A 16701-nucleotide genomic window follows, 5' to 3' on the forward strand; every position below is an offset into this window, starting at 1 on the left:
TATAAGCAATCTGGAGGTTGCTTATATGGTGGATTCAATCAGTAAAAGCATCGAAATCGCCGCGTCGGTCGAACAAGTTTGGGACGCGCTGATCGATCATGAAAAGTTCGGAGCCTGGTTCCAGGTCGCTCTGGATCAGCCTTTTGTCGCGGGCAAGGCATCGACGGGGCATATGACCTATCCCGGCTTTGAAGAATATCGCTGGGAAGCACGGGTCGTAGCTGTCGAACCCATGAGGCGGTTTGCTTTTGAATGGCCTGCAACTGGCGGTGACAAGCAGTTGATGAACAGCGGCGTACCGGTGCCGGAATGGACATTGGTCGAGTTTCTGCTTGAGCCTGCTGGCAGCGGTACATTGTTGACGGTCACGGAAAGCGGGTTTGACAAGGTGCCTGAGCCGCGCCGGAGCAATGCCGTGCGCTCCAACGACGGCGGTTGGGCAGAGCAGGTAAAGAATATCCAAAAATATGTGGAAGGTTGAGGAAGCACCGGCGCAGCTGTTTGCCGCATTGGGTGACGTCACACGCTTGGGGCTGATTGGGCGGCTTTCCGATGGGACGGAACGCTCGATCGCCCAATTGGGTGAGGGCCTGCCGATCAGCCGTCAAGCGGTCGCGAAGCATCTCGACGTCCTGCTGGGCGCGGGACTGGTGCGCCGCACACGATCCGGGCGTGAGGTGCTTTTCACCCTGGAACCTGAGGCGATCGCAGACGCGCGCGATTGGCTTGCTCAGGTCTCAGGCCAATGGGATAAGACTTTGGGCAGGCTCAAGAACTTCGTCGAGAGCCAGCCCTAATTTCTTTGCTGCCTTACTGCTGCGGGATCGCAGCGCGGGCGTCCTGCCCGTCACCTTCGGGCGCGGCGATGATTTCGCGGGTCGCGGCGCCCTTGTCGACGACTTCCGTGCCCGGATCGCCAACGGAGGAGCGGATGCCCGCCGCCGCATTGGCACGGCCTGCTTCGCTCAACGCCGCGCTTTCAGCCGCGCTGCGCTGGGCAGGGCCACCGAACATGGTTTCCATGGCCGCACGGCTCGAATCGACCGACGCAGCGGCGGGCGTACCCGGCGCAGGCGGGACCAGCGCATAATCGGGCGGGATCACCAGCGGCGCCTGACGCGAGACGGCGAACTCATCGGGGCGAGCCCGGTTAAACAGGCCGCCGCCGCCACCGCAGGCGGACAGCATGGAAATCAGGCCAGCGGCGAGGATCAGTTTACGCATCAGTTCAGTGACTCCGTCTTTGCGCTCTTCTCGCGCAGCAGCAACGCCCGTGCAAGCAGGATCAGCACGCCGATCGTGATGGCAGCGTCGGCCAGGTTGAATATGAGAAAGGGCCGCCATTCGCCAAAGTGCAGATCGGCATAATCGACGACATAGCCAAGGCGAACACGGTCAACGATATTTCCAATGGCTCCACCAAGGACCAATCCAAGGGCCGCAACATCCTGCCGCGCCTTTTCCCGCCACATCCAAACGCCGACAAAGCCAGCGATCAGCATCGTCATGCCCACGAGAAGCCAGCGCATCATGTTTGTGTCGGCATGGAAGAAGCCCATCGAAACACCACGATTTTCCAGCCAGCGCAGGCGGAAGATCGGCAGGATCTCGATCCCTTCATCCATCCGGCTCTTCAGTGCGAGCGGATAGGTGACGGTATATTTGATAAGCTGGTCCAGCGCGAGCGTGACGATCGCGACGATCAGGCCGAGCGGGCGGTGATTGACAGTTGCCATCAGTGGCGCACTACATGCTTTTTTAGTGATGAAGGTGACACGAACATATCCCTGAAAAGCGCCATCGTAATATTGTTTGCCTGCCGCCGGGCGGTAGGCCGTGGGCTATAGCCGAAGCCTGCGCCTGTAGGACAGCAGGTTTTCAATCTGCCAGCACTTCGTCGCAGCGGTTGCAGAGTGTGCCGTCCTCCTCGACTTCCGGCAGCAGACGCCAGCAGCGACCGCATTTGTGCCACTCGCTCGGCTTGACTATGATGCCGTCGCCGACGCCCGTTTCGATGCGGGCGACGATGGCGATTTCGGCGAAGTTCACACCGTCGCTGGGAACCTGCATGCCCATGGCCACATCGGCTTCAAGGCTGGAGCGGATGACCTTTTCGCGGCGGAGGGGTTCGATGGCTTCGTTGACCTGATCGCGCTGGTTGCGGATTTCGGTCCATTTGTCGTCCAGGCCTTGGCTGAGCCAAGCCGCATCAACCTCTGGCCATTCCAGGAAATGGACGCTTTCTTCGTGGTTTGGATAGCGACTTTGCCAAACTTCCTCAGCCGTAAAGGGGATGATCGGCGTGGCGTAGCGGACAAGAGCGTGGAAGAGCGTATCGAGCACAGTGCGATAGGCGCGACGCTTGGGATCGGTCTTCGCGTCGCAGTACAGGCAGTCCTTGCGGATGTCGAAGAAGAAGGCCGATAGGTCGCTATTGGCGAAGTCGAACAGCGCGCGGGTGTAGCGGCTAAACTCCAGCCAGTTTTCGCTTCCCGCAGCCTTTTCGACGACGCCCTTAAGCTCGGCGTCGAGAGCCGCGAGGCGGTGGAGCATGTAGCGCTCCAGCTCCGGCATTTCGGTGACGGGCAACCTCTCTTCTTCCGAAAAATCCGAAAGAGCGCCAAGCAAGTAACGGAAACTATTGCGAAGTTTGCGGTAGGCATCGGACGATCCGGCCAACACTTCCTTGCCGATGCGGACGTCATCGAAATAGTCGGTGCTGGCGACCCATACGCGCAGGATGTCGGAGCCGCTTTCCGCGATGACCTTCAGCGGATCGACCACATTGCCGAGGCTCTTCGACATTTTGCGCCCCTGCCCATCCAGTGCGAAGCCGTGGGTAAGGACGGCATCGTAGGGCGCGCGACCACGCGTGCCGCAGCTTTCGAGCAGTGAGGACTGGAACCAGCCGCGATGTTGGTCGGAGCCTTCGAGATAAAGGTCGGCGCGTACGCCCTCGCCATAGCGGCCTTCGACCACGAAGCTGTGGGTCGAGCCGCTGTCGAACCAGACGTCAAGGATGTCGTTCACTACCTCATAGTCGTTGAGGTCGTAGTCGGGGCCGAGCAACGCCTGATGGTCAGCGCCGAACCAGGCGTCCGCTCCGCCAGCCTTGAAGGCATCGACGATGCGCTGATTTACAGTCTTATCAATGAGATATTCGCCAGTCTTGCAATGAACATAGAGAGCAATGGGCACGCCCCATGCGCGCTGACGGCTGATCACCCAGTCGGGGCGGCCCTCCACCATCGAGCGGATGCGGTTGATCGACCGTTCGGGCACCCAGCGGCTATTCTCGATCGCGTCGAGCGCGGTGCCGCGCAGGGTGGCACCATTGCCTTGGCGGGCGAGGATAGCTTCCTCCTCGGCGCAGCGTGGGAGGATGCCATCGCTGATCGCGCGGTCCATGGGGATGAACCATTGCGGGGTGCAGCGGAAGATAATCTTGGCCTTGGAGCGCCAGCTATGGGGATAGCTGTGCTTGAAGTCATCGGACGCGGCGAGCAGGCCGCCCGCTTCGCGCAGATCGGTGCAGATCGGGCCGTCCTTGCTGACGAATTTCGGATTGATGACGCTTCCCTGACCGCCGAGCCAGAGCCAGTCCTCGCGATATTTCCCGTCATTCTCGACGGCGAACACCGGGTTGATGCCGTTCGCCTTGCAGAGCGCGAAGTCGTCCTCGCCATGGTCGGGTGCCATGTGGACGAGGCCGGTGCCCGCGTCGGTGGTGACGAAATCGCCCGGGAGGAACGGGCGCGGCTTGGCGAAGAAGCCGCCGAGGGCGTGCATCGGGTGGCGGGCTACGGCACCAACTAGAGCGTCATCAGAAAGAGTTGTTTCGAGATCTAGCGCGAGTCCAGTTCGCCCCGAGAATGCATCGGCCAACGCCTTGGATAGAACGTAGCGTCGGCCGTCCGATGCTTTGAACACGCCATAGCAGGCCGCGTAATCGGTCTTCTCAAATGAGTCATTGTAAGCAAGCGCTTGATTTACCGGAATCGTCCAAGGCGTCGTGGTCCAGATCACAGCGAAAGCGCCGACAAGATTTGGAACTTCAGGCGCTTCGACAATCTCAAACGCCACGTCGATCTGGGTCGAGACGATGTCCTCATATTCGACCTCCGCCTCGGCCAGCGCGGTCTTTTCGACCGGGGACCACATGACGGGCTTGGCACCGCGATAGAGCTGGCCGCTCTCAGCGAACTTCAGCAGTTCAGACACAATGGTAGCTTCGGCGTCGAACTTCATGGTGAGATAGGGATCGTCCCAGTCACCCATGACGCCAAGGCGCTTGAACTGCTCCTTCTGAACGCCGACCCATCTGTCGGCATAGGCGCGGCATTGGGCGCGGAATTCCTGTGCGGGAACCTCGTCCTTATTCTGCTTCTTCTTGCGATATTCCTCCTCGATCTTCCATTCGATCGGAAGGCCGTGGCAGTCCCAGCCGGGAACATAGGGCGCATCTTTACCAAGCAGCGATTGGCTGCGGACAATGATGTCCTTCAGCACCTTGTTCATCGCATGGCCCATATGAATATCGCCATTGGCGTAGGGCGGGCCATCGTGGAGGATGAAGCGTTCGCGGCCTTTCCGGCGCTCGCGCAGCTTGCCGTACAGGTCCATTTCCTCCCAGCGGGCGAGGATAGCCGGTTCCTTCTGCGCGAGGCCCGCCTTCATGGGAAAGTCGGTGACGGGGAGGAATACGGTGCTTTTATAATCGGGCTGGTCGGTCATGCGGGGCTATCTACAGACTTCCGTTCGCTTCGAGCGCAGTCGAGAAACGCGGCGCTGCACTATCTGCTTCTCGACTTCGCTCGAAGCGAACGGGGTTGGAAATGAATGGGCGGGCATTAGGCGAGGTGCGGCGTTCTCGCAAGGATTTGCCGCGCGGCGTCGCAGTCCCTGGCGATCTGAGCCGTGAGGGCTTCGAGACCTTCATATTTCGCCTCTGGCCGGAGGAATTCGATCAACTGCACCTCGATGCATTGATCGTAGAGGCTTTCGGAAAAATCGAAGAAGTGCGGCTCCAGCAATTCCTTCGGCGGATCGAAGCTGGGCCGGATACCGAGATTGGCCGCGCCGTCGAGAATGCGGCCATCGGGCAGCAGGCAGCGTACTGCATAGATGCCGTAGGCCGGGCGGATATAATGGCCAAGATCGACGTTGGCGGTGGGGAAGCCGATCGTGCGGCCGACCTTGTCGCCATGCTGGACCGGCCCTTGGATGGCGAAGGGGCGTGTCAGCAGGCGCGTTGCCGTGGCGCAGTCTCCGGCTTTCAGCGCGGTACGGATGCGGCTGGAGGAGACCACCTCCCCGCCTTCGTCCGTGATCGACGCGACGGCTTCGGCGCTCATGCCCCGCGCGGCGCCGAGTTCAGCAAGCGTGCCTACGGTGCCGGTACGGCCGTGACCAAAGGTGAAATCCTGCCCCGTGACCACGCCCGCGACGCCCATGCCGTCTACCAGCAGATCGACGAAATCCTGCGGACTTAAGGCGGCGAGCTGGCGGGTGAAGGCGAAAACCAGCATCGCGTCGGCACCGGCGGCGGCGAACAGGCGCTGCCGCTGGTCGAGGCTGGTGAGTCGGAACCAAGGGTTTTCGGGGCGGAACAGGCGCATGGGATGCGGGTCGAATGTCGCGACGATAACAGGACGGCCCTCCGCGCGGGCACGCTCCACCGCACGGCCGACGACCGCCTGATGACCGAGGTGAAATCCGTCAAAATTGCCCAGCGCCATGATGCTCCCGCGCAGATGGGCAGGGATCGGGGCGCCGCTTTCCAGCCGCTCCATGGCGCTGGCTATAGGGAGATGGCCGGACGCTGGCAATGCGGCTTCACAGGTCGGCGCGGCGGCGGAAAGTGACGAAGCTGTAGGCGGGATAGGCGCCCTCCGCCGGATGATCGGCGCGGGCTGCCTCCTTCCACTGCGTAGCGTCGGGATAAGGGATCACGGCGTCGCCGGGGGCGTCGAAATGCACTTCGGTCAGTTCAATGCGGTCGGCGTGGGGCAGATAGAGCTGATAGACCTCTGCCCCGCCGATCACCATGGCGGCGGGACCGCCCGCTAGGCGAAGGGCGGACGTGACGTCATGGGCGACCTCTGCCCCCTCCCCGCTCCAGCCAGTATCGCGGGTGAGGACTATGTGGCGGCGGCCGGGAAGCAGGCCGGGCAGGCTGTCAAACGTCTTGCGGCCCATGATCATCGGGTGACCGAGGGTGAGCGCTTTGAAATGCTTGAGGTCGGCGGGCAACCGCCAAGGCAGCCCCCCGTCCTTGCCGATCACGCCATTATCGGCACGAGCGAGGACAAGGACGACTTCTTGGGCCTCGCTCACAGGGTCAGCCGGGTGACGTGGCCCATCTTGCGGCCCGGGCGGGCTTCATGCTTGCCATAGAGATGCAGATGGGCGGCGGGATCGGACAGGATCGCCGCCCAAGCGTCGGCTTCTTCACCGATGAGGTTGTGCATCTGCACTCGCCGTGCCGCCAGTCTGGTGTCGCCCAATGGGAGGCCGCAAATGGCGCGGACATGGTTTTCGAACTGGCTGGTGACCGCGCCCTCGATCGTCCAGTGGCCGCTATTGTGGACGCGGGGGGCCATTTCGTTGAAGACGGGGCCATCGTCGCTGGCGAAAAATTCGAGCGTCAGGACGCCGACATAGCCAAGCGCTTCGGCGACCTGCGCAGCGAGGGCACGCGCCGCCTCCACCTGCGCCTCAATGCTCGGGCCACCAGGGGCGGTGGAGGTGGAGAGGATGCCGTCGACATGGACGTTCGCGGGCGAGTCCCAGAAGCGGACTTCGCCATCTGCGCCGCGCACGAGGATGACGGAAAACTCCTCCTCGAAGGTCACGAAGCCTTCCAGGATGGCGCTTTGCTGACCGATGGCGTCCCAGGCGGCGGGAGCGTCCGCCGGATCGTTGATCCGCGCCTGCCCCTTGCCGTCATAGCCCATGCGGTTGGTCTTCAGGATCGCACGGCTGCCGATCGTGGCGATGGCCTGATCTAGATCATCAAGGCTTTCGACCGAAGCGAAGGGGGCAGTGAGGCCGCCGAGATCGCGGACGAAGTTCTTCTCGGCGAGGCGGTCCTGCGCCACGCGGAGCGCCTGCGCACCGGGACGGACGAGGCCGTGGGTGGAGAGGACTTCGACGGCAGCAGGGTCGATATTCTCGAACTCGTAGGTGACGACATCGACGCTGTCGGCGAAGGCGGCGAGCGCGGCGGTGTCCTCATAGGCACCGCGAGTCCAGCAGCGTGACACGTCTGCGGCGGGGCCGCTTTCTTCCGGCGCGTAGATATGCGCGCGATAGCCAAGCTGCGCGGCGGCGATCGCGATCATCCGGCCGAGCTGGCCGCCGCCAAGGATGCCGATGGTGGAACCGGGCGCGATGGTCGTCATCTTATTCTGGCGTCTCCGCGACATCGTCGGTCTGCTTTTCGCGCCACATGTCCAGCCGCTCGGCCAGCGCGTCGTCGGTGGTGGCGAGGATAGAAGCTGCCAGCAGCGCCGCATTGATCGCGCCGGGCTTGCCGATGGCTAGCGTTCCGACGGGGATGCCGCCGGGCATCTGGACGATGGAAAGGAGGGAATCCATGCCCTTCAGAGCCTTCGACTCAACAGGGACGCCAAGGACCGGAAGACGAGTCATCGACGCGGTCATGCCGGGAAGGTGAGCCGCGCCCCCTGCCCCCGCGATGATGACCTTCAGACCACGGGAAACCGCGCCGGTCGCATAGTCATAAAGGCGTTGCGGCGTGCGATGAGCGGACACGACCTTGCATTCGTGCGAGACGCCAAGCGCGCTCAGCGTCTCGGCCGCATGGCGCATGGTTTCCCAATCGGATCGCGATCCCATGATAATGCCGACGGTAGCGGCGCTCTCTCCGGTCATTCGCCTGACTTCCCCTGATGGCGCGGAAAGCAAAGCCCCTTAGCCGCACGACCGGCAAGGGGCAATGCGGGATTTGCGGACTTAACGCTCGGACAGATAATAGCGGTCCTTTGCCGTAAGATCGTCGGCAAGTTCATAGACGATCGGCTGGCCGGTCGGGATTTCCAGTTCCGTGATCTCATCGTCCGGAATGCCCGACAGATGCTTCACCAAAGCGCGCAGCGAATTGCCGTGGGCGGAGATGAAGACGCGCTTGCCCGCCTTCAGTTCCGGAACGATGCGGCTTTCCCAATAGGGCAGCACGCGAGCGATGGTGTCCTTGAGCGACTCCGTCGAGGGGATGGCGATGCCGTCATAGCGGCGGTCCTTCGACAGGTCGAACTCGCCGCCCGGCTCCAGCACCGGCGGCGGAATGTCGAAGCTGCGGCGCCAGACCTTCACCTGTGCGTCGCCATGCTTGGCGGCGGTCTCTGCCTTGTTGAGGCCCGTGAGGCCGCCATAATGACGTTCATTGAGGCGCCAGTCCTTTTCGACCGGCAACCAGAGGCGACCCATTTCCTCAAGAGCAAGGTTCAGCGTCTTGATCGCGCGGGTCTGGACCGAGGTGAAGCAGCGGTCGAAGTCCAGCCCCTTTGCCGACATCAGCTGGCCAGCGGCCCGTGCTTCCTCGACGCCCTTTTCCGTCAGGTCCACGTCCCACCAGCCGGTGAAGCGATTTTCCAGGTTCCAGGCCGATTGGCCATGACGGATGAGAACGAGTGTGGGCATGAAACGCTTCTCCTGCACATAAGCGCGAATGTTGGCGCTTCCCATAACGCTGGAAATGACGGGCGCAAGCTTGTGGTCCGGGCGGAGCGTCCCACATTGCAGTCGGCCGGACGATCGGATAGCTCGGGCAAGCAAGCATAAGGAAGCGGCAATTTGGCATTTGTGAAGGGCGTCTGGCGCATATTGGTCGCGGTCAAGGACGGGCTGGTCCTGCTGTTCCTGCTTGGCTTTTTCGGCCTGCTTTATGCCGCGCTGTCATGGTCGCCCAAACCCGCGCGCAGCGTGAGCAGTGGCGCGCTGCTGCTAAAGCTGGACGGCACCATTGTCGAACAACCGGCGGAGGCAGACCCGTTCTCGCTGCTGACATCGTCCGGGCCACAGACGAAGGAATATCGCCTTTCCGCGATCGTGGACGCGCTGGAAGCGGCCAAGTCAGATGGCAAGGTCAAGGCGGTAGTGCTGAACCTCGACGGGTTCCTGGGCGGCGGTCAGGTCGCGCTTTCCCGCGTGGGCAAGGCGCTGGACGCCGTTCGGGCGGCGAAGAAGCCTGTCTTCGCCTTTGCCACAATCTATAGTGACGACAGCTATCAGCTAGCCGCCCATGCCAGCGAGACATGGGTCGATCCTCTTGGCGGTGTAGCAATCCTTGGACGCGGCGGATCAGGCCTTTACTACAAGGGGTTGATCGACAAGCTGGGCGTTAACACGCATGTCTACCGCGTGGGCACATACAAGAGCTTTGTCGAACCCTTCATCCGGACGGATCAATCGCCTGAAGCGCGCCAGGCCAATCAGGCGCTGGCCGATTCATTGTGGCAGGATTGGCAGGAGGAAGTCGGCAAGGCACGGCCGCGCGCGAATCTGGCCGCCTATGTTTCGAACCCGGCAGGTGCGGCGGAAGCTGCGCGCGGCAATCTCGCCAAGGCGGCGCAGAGTGCTGGGCTTGTCGATCGACTGGGCGACGAAGCAGCCTTTGGCAAACGCGTCGCGGAGGTGGCGGGCGAACCTTCCGACGATCGCGTGGGTGATTTTGCCAGCATCGACCTCCGAAGCTATGCGAGGGCACACCGCGCGCCCAATGATGGCCAGATCGGCGTGATCACCGTGGCGGGCGACATCGTCGATGGAGATGGTGGGCCGGGCAGCGCAGCCGGTGATACGATTTCCGCTCTTCTCTACAAGGCGCTGTCGGAAAAGGACCTGAAGGCGCTGGTCGTCCGGGTCGATTCCCCCGGCGGTTCGGTCATGGCGTCGGAAAAGATTCGGCAGGCCATCATGGAAGCCAAGCGCGAAGGCCTGCCCATCGTCGTGTCGATGGGCAATGTCGCGGCTAGCGGCGGTTATTGGATTTCGACGCCCGCCGACCTGATCTTTGCGGAACCGGACACGATCACCGGCTCCATCGGCGTGTTCGGGATATTGCCGAGCTTTGAAGGGACGTTGGCTAAGCTCGGTATCACGACCGATGGCGTGCGGACCACGCCGCTGTCAGGGCAACCCGACATCGCGGGGGGCACCACGCCTGAATTCGATCGCATCATGCAGATGGGTATCGAGGATATCTATGGCCGCTTCGTCGGGTTGGTCGCGCATTCACGGCGCAAGTCGCCTCAGCAGATCGACGCCATTGCTCAAGGCCGCGTGTGGGACGGCGGCACGGCGCGGCAGATTGGGCTGGTCGATCGCTTCGGCGGGCTGGAGGAAGCCGTTGCCGAAGCGGCGAAGCTCGCCAAGCTCGATCCTGCCAAGGCGAAGGTTTACCGTATCGAGAAGGAGCCCGACAAGTTCGCCGAGCTCATCAAGTCGATGTCAGAACGCGACGATGAGGATGTGGATGCTCCCCGCGACATGTTGAGCAGGCAGGCGATGATTCAGCGGCGTTGGGCCATGCAGGCGGTCGAGGATGTGCGTGGACTGATCAATGGCGCGGGTGTGCGTGCGGATTGTCTGGAATGCCGTGGCTATGGCGCGCCGCGGCGGGTGAGTCCCGCCGATGAGCGTGGCCTGATGGGGATGCTTGCCAGCCTTTGGCGGTGATGTAGCGCTTTTCCCCTCCGCCGCCTGCAGCGATCCCCCTCCCCATCTGCGATGGGGAGGATTTAGGCGTTCTGAATTATTAACGGTCAGCTTTGTAGGTGGGGAGGCCAATGCTTCGCCAGATCGCGAAGGCACGCAACAGGAAGCCTAGCAGCGCCGCGACGACGCCCGCTACCGGCACGTCCAGCCCCCACCAGCGCAGCATGACGAACAAGCCGGAAGCGAGGGCCGCTGCGGTTACATAAAGTTCGGGGCGCAACAATATGGACGGCTCATGAGCGAGCAGATCGCGCAAGATGCCGCCGACGCAGCCGGTGACCACGCCCATCAGGGCGGCAACGAAGGGCGGAATGCCGTAGCTCATCGCCTTGGCGGCTCCGAACACGGCAAAGGAGGCGAGGCCGATGGCGTCGAGCCAATCAAGCGCGCGATCGCTCCACAAGCGGCGCGGCGTGAACCAGATCAGGAGCGCCGCGACCATGCATGTGATTGCCGGAACCGGATCATGCACCCAGAACACCGGTGCGCCGATCAACAGGTCGCGAAGGGTGCCGCCCCCTACCCCCGTCACCAGCGCGAAAAACGCAAAGGTGACCAGCGTCTGTCCCAGTCGGGCCGCCGCCAGCGCCCCAGACGCCGCAAACACGAAGATCCCGACGATGCTGAGCGTTTCCAGCACCGGGCCGATCTGTTGAAAGGCGGTGGCGGGCGAAAGCATGAGGCGATCGGCAACTGCGAGACATCGGAACCGGCGCCGTGAACAACGCCGACCCCGATGCCCGTCCCTTATTTCGCCAGCTCAGTCTCAATCGCCGACACCAGCGCCGGATCATCAGGCGTCGTGCCGGGCGCAAAGCGTGCGGCGACCGAGCCGTCCTTGGCAATCAGGAACTTTTCGAAGTTCCACAGCACTTCGGGCTCTTCAGTCGGCGTCATGCCATAACCGCGAAGCTTTTCGCGAAATTCGGCGCCCTCACCCGCAGCCTTGGGCTGTTCGCTGGTCAGGGCGGCGTAGAGCGGATGCTTTTCCGGGCCGGTCACGACGATCTTTTCGAACATTGGGAAATCGACACCGAAATTGGTGGTGCAGAATTCCACGATCTCGTCATTGCTGCCCGGTTCCTGACCAGCAAAGTCATTGGCGGGGAAGCCGGCGACCACCAGCCCCTTGTCCTTATAATCGCGGTAGAGCTTTTCAAGCCCTTCATATTGCGGGGTCAGGCCGCATTTGGAGGCGACATTGACCGCCAGCACGACCTTCCCCGCATAATTGGCAAGGCTGGCATCAGCGCCCTTGATCGTCTTGAGCGGAATTTGCTGGATCGCAGTCATGATCATCTCCTTGAGAATCCGGATGGCGCGGACCTTGCCATCATATCGCCGCGCCGAAAAGCCTGCCTGCACCTGCCGTTATCGCCATTGCGAGCACGCCCCAGAACAGCACTCGGCCGACCGACCGGCCTAACTTGCCTCCCCCCAGCCGCGCGCCCGCATAGCCCAGCAGGGCAAGACAGATTAGCGAGGTCACGACGACGCTCGCCAGCGCGTGGGGCGCAGGGCTGACCGCTGCCGCGATGACCGGAGCGATCGCACCGACCGAAAAGGTCGCTGCCGAAGTCAGTGCCGCCTGAACCGGCCGCGCCGTGCTGATATCCGAAATGCCTAGTTCATCGCGGGCGTGGGCGGCAAGCGCATCAGCATCCATCAATTGTCGCGCGACTTCCCCAGCCAGTTCGGGGGTGAGGCCCCGCTCGATATAGATGCCGCGCAGCTCCTGCCATTCCACATCCGGCTGCTGAGCAATCGCATGTTTCTCCTTGGCGAGATCGGCCCGTTCCGTATCCGATTGCGCGCTGACCGATACATATTCTCCCGCCGCCATCGACATGGCGCCAGCAAACAGCGCGGCTATGCCCGACAGCAGGATGGTTTCGCGCGACGCGCCCGACGCCGCGATACCCGCAAGCAGGCTGGCGGTCGACACGATGCCGTCATTCGCGCCGAGAACCGCAGCGCGCAGCCAGCCGACGCGGTTGACATAATGAAGGGCATGATGCGAACGCGCCTGGTCAAGAGCGCCAGAAGCTGGTCCATTCATAGCCGCCATTCCATTAACCCCTTCGTTCAGCCGTTCAGTCCCTCGGCCTTTTCGGCAAGTTCCAGCCAGCGCTCCTCGGCCGCATCCTTGTCTGCGCGTGCCTGTTCAATCGCCTTTGTCAGCGCCGCGAACCGCTTGGGATCGCGAGTGTAGAGCGATGGGTCAGCCAAAGCCTCCTCATCGCGAACGATGTCCTGTTCCAGCTTTTCGATGGTTTTGGGCAGCAAGTCGAGATCCCGCTGATCCTTGTAGCTAAGCTTGGTCGACGCGGACTTTGGCGGGGGCGGAACGGCAGCGGCCTTCTTCTCCGTCCGGGGCGGGTTCTTCGGCTGACGCTTGGCGACCCAGTCCGCATAACCGCCGACGATCACATCGACCTGTCCCGAACCGTCCAGACCAAGCGTAACAGTCACCGTGCGATCCAGAAAGTCGCGGTCATGGCTGACGATCAGCACCGTGCCGTCATAGTCGGCGATCACTTCCTGCAACAGGTCGAGCGTTTCGAGATCCAGGTCGTTGGTCGGCTCGTCGAGCACCAGCAGGTTCGATCCGCGGGCGAACTCACGAGCAAAGAGCAGGCGTGAACGCTCACCACCAGACAGCGTGCCCACGCGCGCCTCGGCCAGCGAGGGGTCGAAGAGAAATTCCTTAAGATAGCCGTGAACATGCTTTCGCACGCCACGCACATCGATCCAGTCGCCGCCCTCCGCCAGCACATCGCGGACGCGCTTGTCGGGCTGCATCAAGCTGCGCTGCTGATCGATGAAGATCATGTCGAGCGACTTGGCCTGTTTGACCACGCCGATGTCGGGCGCCAGTTCGCCAGTCAGGAGTTTCAGGAGCGTCGTCTTGCCAGCGCCGTTGCCGCCGACGATGCCGATGCGGTCGCCGCGCTGGATGCGTAGGGAGAAGTCCTTGATGACGGTGCGGTCACCAAAATTCTTGGTCACATGTTCGGCGGTGATGACGCTCTTCGTCTTACTGTCGTCGGCAGCGACGGCGATCTTCGCGACGCCTTGAGGGCCGACCATCGCGGCACGTTGCGCCCGCATTTCCCAAAGCTTTGCGAGCCGCCCCTGATTGCGCTTGCGCCGGGCGGTGACCCCGCGTTCCAGCCAGTGCGCCTCGATCTTCAGCTTGGCGTCGAGCTTCTCGGCGGCTCGACTTTCCTCCGCATAGACGGCCTCCATCCAATCCTCGAAACCCCCAAAGCCGATCTCGTTGCGGCGGATCGATCCGCGATCCAGCCACAGGGTCTGTCGCGTCAGGCGTGTCAGGAAAGCGCGATCATGGCTGATGACGATGAAAGCGCCGGAATAGCGGGCGAGCCAGCATTCCAGCCAGTCGATGGCGTCAATGTCGAGATGGTTGGTCGGCTCGTCCAGCAACAACAGGTCCGGCTCGCTCGCCAGCGCACGGGCAATGGCGGCGCGGCGTCGCTCGCCCCCGCTGGCGGTCGCGGCCTCGCGCGACAGGTCGATGCCCAGCTGACTGGCGATCGCCTCCACCTCATGCGCGGGGGGCGCATATTCGCCCGCCAGCGCGAAATCGTGCAGGGTGGCGAAGCCGCTGACGTCAGGGTCCTGCTCCAGCATGATGACGCGCGCGCCCGGACGAACCGACCGCGTCCCTTCGTCAGGCTCGATCTGCGCGGCGATCAGCTTCAACAACGTGGTCTTGCCCGCGCCATTGCGGCCGATCAGCGCCAGCCGGTCACGATCGCCGACAAAAATGTCGAGGTGACGGAACAGCCAATGGCTTCCTTGGCTGAGACCAAGATTTTCGAAGGAGAATATAGGTGCGGCCATGGCCGTGCAGCTAGGGCTTCCGGCGCGCCGGGGCAAGAGTGCGTGGAACCGGATGCTGTCTGACGGCTTTCAACGCCTGTCAGCGTCCATTCATCGCAGCCGTTACAAACGGGCTGCATCGCTTTTCAAGGAGATACACTCATGAAGTCCGCCCTGGCCCTGATGGCCGCCGCCGCTGCTGTGTCGATTCCCGCCATGGCGGTCGCGCAGACCAACGTGACCATCGCCGAAACCGCTCCTGTCGTGACGCTCAACGTAACCGAGACGGTCGAGGCGGCGCCGGATCAGGTCGTGGTCGGCACGGGCGTTCAAACTCGCGCGCCCACAGCCGCGCAGGCTATGCGCGAGAATGCGGTGAAGATGGACCGGCTGATCGCCACCCTTGCCAAGGCCGGGATTCCAAAGAAGGATATCCAGACGAGCGGCATTAATCTCAGCGCCCAATATGATTACAGCAATCAGAACGGCCAGCCTGCCGGACCTCGTTTCATTGGTTATGAAGCGTCGAACCAGCTGACGATCAAACTGCGCGATATCAAGAAGACGGGGCAATTGCTCGACACGCTGGTCGAGGCGGGCGCAACTAACGTCAATGGCCCCTCCTTCTCTATCGAGGACCCGACCCCCATGCTGGTCCAGGCGCGCGGGGCTGCCTTAAAGAGCGCCAAGGCGCAGGCGGATTTCTATGCGCAGGCGGCGGGCTACCGTACCGCGCGGCTTGTCTCCATCGCGGAGAGCAATAGCGGCGGCCGTCCGCCGATGCCAATGATGACTGCTCGCTTCAAGGCCGATGCGGCGGAGGCGACGCCGGTGGAACCGGGCCAGGTCGGATCGTCGGTGACGCTGACCGTCCAGTATGCGCTGGAACGCTGACCGGCACCTGTCACCGCGCTGACGCCACCATTCACCACCTGTTCAATGCTTGTCGCCTATGGCATGCCACATGACGATGAAGCTTAGCAGCCTGATTGCCGGTCTGGCCGCCATCGCCGCGATGGTGGCCGTACCCTCCTATGCAGAGGCCGGTCAGCGTGGCGAACAGGACGCGGCGCGCCGGGCGATGCTGGATGGGCAGACCATGCCATTTTCCCTCATCAAGCGGCGCGTAGACGCTGCCATGGGCGGAGCGACCTATCTCGGCGCGGAATTCAATCAAGCCTCCAACCGCTATCGCCTGAAATATGTGAAGGACGGCAAGGTGGTTTGGGTTGATGCGGATGGCCGCACGGGCGATATAACCGGCTGGGCGCACTGACGCGCCAAAAGGCATAATAGAAGAAACGGAGCCATATGCGTCTGCTGATCGTCGAAGATGAACCAAGCCTTGGGCAACAGCTCCGCAACACGCTGGAGGGCGCTGGCTATGCCGTCGATCTTGCGACCGATGGCGAGGATGGACACTTTCTAGGCACGACGGAAAGCTATGATGCCGTGGTCCTGGACCTTGGCTTGCCCACGATCGACGGGCTGACGGTGCTGGACCGCTGGCGCAAGGAGGGGCGCAGCTTCCCGGTGCTGGTGCTGACGGCGCGGGATAGCTGGTCCGACAAGGTTGCCGGGCTGGACGCTGGCGCTGACGATTATCTGGCCAAACCGTTTCAGAGCGAGGAACTTATCGCGCGGTTGCGCGCCCTTATCCGTCGCGCCTCGGGTAATGCGTCGAGCGAACTGATCGCGGGCGACGTCCGGCTGGACACCCGTTCGGGCAAGGTCACGCTGAAGGGCGAGCCGGTGAAGCTAACCGCGCAGGAATATAAGCTGCTGTCCTACCTCCTCCACCACAAGGGCAAGGTGGTGAGCCGCACCGAGTTGATCGAACATATTTACGATCAGGATTTCGATCGCGATTCCAATACGATCGAAGTGTTCGTCACCCGCATCCGCAAAAAGCTGGGCGCGGACGTCATCACGACGATACGCGGTCTTGGCTACAGCCTGGACGAGCCCGCCCGCTAAGGTCTCAAATTCTGCCCCGGGCTGGTTCCGCCAAAGCCCCCTTTCTGCCGGGACAATCTTCGGCAAGCCCGGGCGAACGGAGTGGGCATCAGACAGCTGTAATGACCAGTCCAGCCTCCCCTCCCACGGTCCATTCGA

17 protein-coding genes and 1 pseudogene are annotated in these 16701 nt (G+C 62.5%); 6 read left to right on the top strand and 12 right to left on the bottom strand.

All coding sequences use genetic code 11. The annotated features are described in order from the left end of the window. Positions 1–25 precede the first annotated feature (25 nt). Positions 26–481, top strand: coding sequence for an SRPBCC family protein (locus tag ACZ5YV_RS05945; RefSeq protein WP_464788988.1), 456 nt, complete (start codon positions 26–28; stop codon positions 479–481). Further along, positions 468–797, top strand: a complete 330-nt coding sequence (locus ACZ5YV_RS05950) for an ArsR/SmtB family transcription factor (protein ID WP_464788989.1) — start codon at positions 468–470, stop codon at positions 795–797. The genes ACZ5YV_RS05945 and ACZ5YV_RS05950 overlap by 14 nt, the downstream gene beginning before the upstream one ends. 13 nt (positions 798–810) lie before the next feature. On the opposite strand, the gene ACZ5YV_RS05955 is transcribed toward ACZ5YV_RS05950, so the two are convergent. From ACZ5YV_RS05955 to gpmA, 8 genes are all read right to left on the bottom strand, one after another. Continuing rightward, a complete protein-coding gene (locus ACZ5YV_RS05955) occupies positions 811–1224 on the bottom strand; it encodes a DUF3035 domain-containing protein (protein WP_196226372.1) in 414 nt (137 codons plus the stop codon). After that, entirely contained in the window at positions 1224–1736 is a 513-nt protein-coding gene (gene lspA / locus ACZ5YV_RS05960; RefSeq protein WP_449471899.1) for a signal peptidase II, read from the bottom strand. The genes ACZ5YV_RS05955 and lspA overlap by 1 nt, the downstream gene beginning before the upstream one ends. Before the next feature lie 142 nt (positions 1737–1878). Beyond that, a complete protein-coding gene (gene ileS, locus ACZ5YV_RS05965) occupies positions 1879–4734 on the bottom strand; it encodes an isoleucine--tRNA ligase (RefSeq protein ID WP_464788990.1) in 2856 nt (951 codons plus the stop codon). Between the two features lie 116 nt (positions 4735–4850). Then, positions 4851–5792: a bifunctional riboflavin kinase/FAD synthetase gene (locus ACZ5YV_RS05970; protein WP_464788991.1), complete on the bottom strand. Its 942-nt coding sequence runs from the start codon at positions 5790–5792 to the stop codon at positions 4851–4853. A 43-nt stretch (positions 5793–5835) separates the two neighbouring features. Then, positions 5836–6336: a dihydrofolate reductase gene (locus tag ACZ5YV_RS05975; protein WP_464788992.1), complete on the bottom strand. Its 501-nt coding sequence runs from the start codon at positions 6334–6336 to the stop codon at positions 5836–5838. Further along, positions 6333–7403 carry a 5-(carboxyamino)imidazole ribonucleotide synthase gene (locus ACZ5YV_RS05980; RefSeq protein WP_464788993.1) on the bottom strand — a complete coding sequence of 357 codons (1071 nt, stop codon included), beginning with the start codon at positions 7401–7403 and terminating at the stop codon, positions 6333–6335. Before ACZ5YV_RS05980 ends, ACZ5YV_RS05975 begins: the two co-directional genes overlap by 4 nt. 1 nt (position 7404) lies before the next feature. Next, positions 7405–7896 carry a 5-(carboxyamino)imidazole ribonucleotide mutase gene (purE, locus tag ACZ5YV_RS05985; protein WP_464788994.1) on the bottom strand — a complete coding sequence of 164 codons (492 nt, stop codon included), beginning with the start codon at positions 7894–7896 and terminating at the stop codon, positions 7405–7407. 81 nt (positions 7897–7977) lie between these two features. Beyond that, positions 7978–8664 (bottom strand): 2,3-diphosphoglycerate-dependent phosphoglycerate mutase, encoded by a 687-nt coding sequence (gene gpmA, locus ACZ5YV_RS05990; RefSeq protein ID WP_464788995.1) that lies wholly within the window; start codon positions 8662–8664, stop codon positions 7978–7980. 153 nt (positions 8665–8817) lie between these two features. On the opposite strand from gpmA, the gene sppA reads away from it, so the two are divergent. Then, complete coding sequence (gene sppA / locus ACZ5YV_RS05995) at positions 8818–10701, top strand: signal peptide peptidase SppA (RefSeq protein ID WP_464788996.1); 1884 nt, start codon at positions 8818–8820, stop codon at positions 10699–10701. A gap of 79 nt (positions 10702–10780) precedes the next feature. On the opposite strand, the gene ACZ5YV_RS06000 is transcribed toward sppA, so the two are convergent. The 4 genes from ACZ5YV_RS06000 to ACZ5YV_RS06015 all read right to left on the bottom strand — a co-directional run bounded on the left by ACZ5YV_RS06000 (position 10781) and on the right by ACZ5YV_RS06015 (position 14607). After that, entirely contained in the window at positions 10781–11419 is a 639-nt protein-coding gene (locus ACZ5YV_RS06000; RefSeq protein WP_464788997.1) for a trimeric intracellular cation channel family protein, read from the bottom strand. Positions 11420–11487: 68 nt separating this feature from the next. After that, complete coding sequence (locus ACZ5YV_RS06005) at positions 11488–12033, bottom strand: glutathione peroxidase (protein WP_464788998.1); 546 nt, start codon at positions 12031–12033, stop codon at positions 11488–11490. 40 nt (positions 12034–12073) lie between these two features. Next, positions 12074–12799 (bottom strand): VIT1/CCC1 transporter family protein, encoded by a 726-nt coding sequence (locus tag ACZ5YV_RS06010; RefSeq protein WP_464789162.1) that lies wholly within the window; start codon positions 12797–12799, stop codon positions 12074–12076. A gap of 26 nt (positions 12800–12825) precedes the next feature. After that, entirely contained in the window at positions 12826–14607 is a 1782-nt protein-coding gene (locus tag ACZ5YV_RS06015; protein WP_464788999.1) for an ABC-F family ATP-binding cassette domain-containing protein, read from the bottom strand. Between the two features lie 141 nt (positions 14608–14748). On the opposite strand from ACZ5YV_RS06015, the gene ACZ5YV_RS06020 reads away from it, so the two are divergent. The 3 genes and pseudogenes from ACZ5YV_RS06020 to ACZ5YV_RS06030 all read left to right on the top strand — a co-directional run bounded on the left by ACZ5YV_RS06020 (position 14749) and on the right by ACZ5YV_RS06030 (position 16563). Continuing rightward, the gene (locus tag ACZ5YV_RS06020) at positions 14749–15480 is read left to right on the top strand and encodes an SIMPL domain-containing protein (protein WP_464789000.1); all 732 of its coding nucleotides are present in this window, start codon (positions 14749–14751) and stop codon (positions 15478–15480) included. A gap of 45 nt (positions 15481–15525) precedes the next feature. After that, positions 15526–15862, top strand: a pseudogene (locus ACZ5YV_RS06025) (hypothetical protein). Positions 15863–15897: 35 nt separating this feature from the next. Continuing rightward, on the top strand, positions 15898–16563 hold the full coding sequence (locus ACZ5YV_RS06030; protein WP_449471888.1) for a response regulator transcription factor: 666 nt from the start codon (positions 15898–15900) through the stop codon (positions 16561–16563). Positions 16564–16701: the final 138 nt, after the last annotated feature.

It is taken from the genome of Sphingobium sp. TomTYG46 (assembly GCF_055396345.1).